Source organism: Aquiflexum sp., assembly GCF_041751335.1.
Taxonomy (GTDB): domain Bacteria; phylum Bacteroidota; class Bacteroidia; order Cytophagales; family Cyclobacteriaceae; genus Aquiflexum.
In genome coordinates, this window is sequence record NZ_JBGSXS010000354.1 from 1 (window position 1) to 3,041 (window position 3,041).

A 3,041-nucleotide genomic window follows, 5' to 3' on the forward strand; every position below is an offset into this window, starting at 1 on the left:
TGTTTTGGTTCAGGTAGGATTGATGAAAACCTGATCGAAAAATATGGTTCGCCATTCGCTATCGAGACCTGTCATATCAAACTCAAGGATTCTGATCTTTCGGCAGAAGTGACCCGTTCCTTGTTCAATACAGCGAGACAGTATCGGGAAAGTTTCGATGTATATGGCTCCAAAAAATCCTTTGAGTGGACATTGATCGAGCATGAGGATTCTGTAATCCATACCGGTGAAGTGCCTTCCAAAGTGAAAGTTCCTGACTATGGTCATTTGCTTCCCAAAGAAATTGCCTCCTTTACCACCGCAGGGGTATATGATTCGGATGACAATCAGCATTTGTCCTTTATCCAGGGTGCAGGCCATGGTGGTTCCCATCCCCACTTGGTTCATGAGTTTTTATCGGCATTGTCCGAAGGTAGGGCACCTTATCCGGATGCTAGAGAATCAGCCAATATAACCTGTGTGGGTATCTTGGCCCATGAGTCTGCTATGGCGGGCGGGAAGATTATGAAGTTGCCGGAGTTTACACTCAAGTAAGCTTACCTACTATAACCTATACCTCTCTCAAACCATAAGACCACTGCGAAAGCGGTGGTTTTTTTGTGGTTATGGGATACAGAATATGGAGGATGTGATCTGGTAAAAAGGTAGGAAGATGGATTGGATATATAATAAACTAATCAGATCTTTAATAGATATTATTAAGGATTAACTATCACAAAAATGCTCTCAGAAAAAATGATGAAAATGGGTAAGATCATTATATTTCTTGGACTCATTATATTTTCAGGATGCATTACTAAAAAACCTGAACTTTTCAAAGTTGAAATAAGGGATACTAAATCGTGGGTAATGATTTTCGATTTGGTCAATCAGGATGGGGAAACAATTCGAACACTCGACACTCTGAAATATTTTTCGATAGACCTGAACAATAATGATTTTGGTCATTTCGCTATTTTTCAATTGAATGACCGTCAAGGCTTTTATGCAATCAATTCGCAGGAAGAGATTCTATTTCATGTCTTTAATATCAGCATTGGAGAACCTAACCCAGATTACCTTATTGAAAATAAAATTCGCATTATTGACGAATCCGGTAGAATTGGATTTGCAAATCAAAAAGGAGAAATAGTAATCGAGCCACAGTTTGAGATGGTGACATCATTTTTTGAAAACAAAGCAATATTTGGAGTGGGTTGTAAAATTGCATATTTGCATAAATCTGAAAAAGAGACAGAATTCAACCACACTAAGATCCAATGCTCCCAATACGGTTATATCAATGAAAATGGCAAAGTAATGGAAATTGGAGATTATTCATTTGAACAAATTGTGGATAAAATTCAATGGAGGCCGACAATTTGAAGGATAGTTTGATATTTAGATAGGTAAAGCTTTATTCTCAAATATTGATAATCAATAATTAAATGTTTCAAAATGAGTAAAAATGTTATTTTATCAATTGGGATATTTGTTTGGGTTGTAACTCCAATAATTATTTCAAATTTATTTGCTTTAAACCTTATTGAAATTCTAAAATCATTTTTCAGCTTCATTCATATTCTTGCTATTGGAAGTGTTCTTCTGATTAACCATCAAACAAAACATAAGATTCAGAAAGCTTTTATCACAACAGCTTTTTTTGTTTATCCTTTACTTCTTAACGCTGAAAATACGGATATATTTGAGGATTATTCATTCGTAGTTGTTTCTATTACTGCATGGCTATACATAATGGGTTATATTGGTTGGCTTTATACGGAAAAGAAACCTTAGCTTATTGAATCGATGTTGAAGGATTATTTGATCTTAATTTGCATACCGTATAGCTATCTAAAGCTATTCCAGTTTTTAACTTTTCCGGTCCAATTAAAATCAGGATTTGTTGATTTCAAAATTTGTCTTTTAGATGTTCTTTTGTAGAGAATTACAAAATTCTCTATGACACACCCAAACTATTTTAATAATAGCCATTAAATCATTTAATATATAAAATGGGAAGACAGCGTAACTAAAGCCCCGTCTGGGTGTAGTTCAACAATTGGTGTAGGGCTGGGTGGGATTTTTAATTCCACCCTTTTATTTTTTACCAATTTGTAATTGAAATCATTGACCACCATTCTTTAAGAAAGCAGAGGCTTTCTGCATAGATCTTGATTAGAAGAAATTACGCTATAATTTCATTATATTAGATCGGTTATTGGGATATAAAAATAGATTTAAGAAAAAGATAATATGTTGTATCAGGATAGAATAACAGCAAATCCCAAGGTAATGCTTGGAAAACCGGTAGTGAAAGGAACTCGAATTACTGTTGAATTGATCTTGAGAAAGATAGCGGGGGGATTCTCGTTTGATGAAATTATTGAGATGTACCCACATATCACCAAAGATGATATTTTGGCATGTGTGGCCTTTGCAGCATCTGTGATAGAGAGTGAAGAAACGCTCAAAATTGCTTGAGGATGATTGTGGCTGACGAGGGACTAAATGGAAATTTAGTTAAGGCTTTAAGAGAAGATGGATATAAAATAGATTGGGTGAAGGAGACAAATGCCGGCATGAATGATGAGGATATCATCGCTTTAGTCAGACAAAATAGCCAAATTTTGATTACAGAAGATAAAGACTTTGGAGAATGGATTTTTGCACATCAACTATCTGGATTAACTGTTATTTTTTTGAGATACGATAAAGAAGACTATTATACAATTCTATCTTTTCTTAAATCTGCTTTAAAAACATTAGAGACTAGCGGAGATAACGAATTCATTACAATTAACAAAAACAAAATAAGGAGACGGAGGATATGAAACAAATGGAGCTCTTCCTACATGCATTTCCTTTCAAAATTCAAAGCCTTTTTTTGCTTATGCTAACCATTAAATCATTTAATATATAAAATGGAATAGAAGTGCAACTTAAGCTCATCATCCTAAGTTAAACCTACTAATATGGAAAAAATCTACTCCTAAGCCCTGCATTCTCAGGTTTTTATCGTGGTTTAGTATTCAAAAACAGAAATCGCAGGCACCAATTTA

General features: G+C 34.5%; 4 protein-coding genes and 1 pseudogene. All 5 read left to right on the forward strand.

Features of this window, described 5'->3' with window-relative positions:
- Positions 1–534, forward strand: a pseudogene (locus ACEW8U_RS19505) (gfo/Idh/MocA family oxidoreductase); the annotation flags it as partial.
- A 315-nt stretch (positions 535–849) separates the two neighbouring features.
- Positions 850–1,365, forward strand: coding sequence for a WG repeat-containing protein (locus ACEW8U_RS19510; protein WP_373523737.1), 516 nt, complete (start codon positions 850–852; stop codon positions 1,363–1,365).
- Between the two features lie 72 nt (positions 1,366–1,437).
- Positions 1,438–1,776 carry a hypothetical protein gene (locus tag ACEW8U_RS19515; RefSeq protein ID WP_373523738.1) on the forward strand — a complete coding sequence of 113 codons (339 nt, stop codon included), beginning with the start codon at positions 1,438–1,440 and terminating at the stop codon, positions 1,774–1,776.
- A 459-nt stretch (positions 1,777–2,235) separates the two neighbouring features.
- Positions 2,236–2,463: a DUF433 domain-containing protein gene (locus ACEW8U_RS19520; protein WP_373523739.1), complete on the forward strand. Its 228-nt coding sequence runs from the start codon at positions 2,236–2,238 to the stop codon at positions 2,461–2,463.
- Between the two features lie 2 nt (positions 2,464–2,465).
- Positions 2,466–2,813: a DUF5615 family PIN-like protein gene (locus ACEW8U_RS19525; protein WP_373523740.1), complete on the forward strand. Its 348-nt coding sequence runs from the start codon at positions 2,466–2,468 to the stop codon at positions 2,811–2,813.
- The last annotated feature ends 228 nt before the right edge of the window (positions 2,814–3,041 follow it).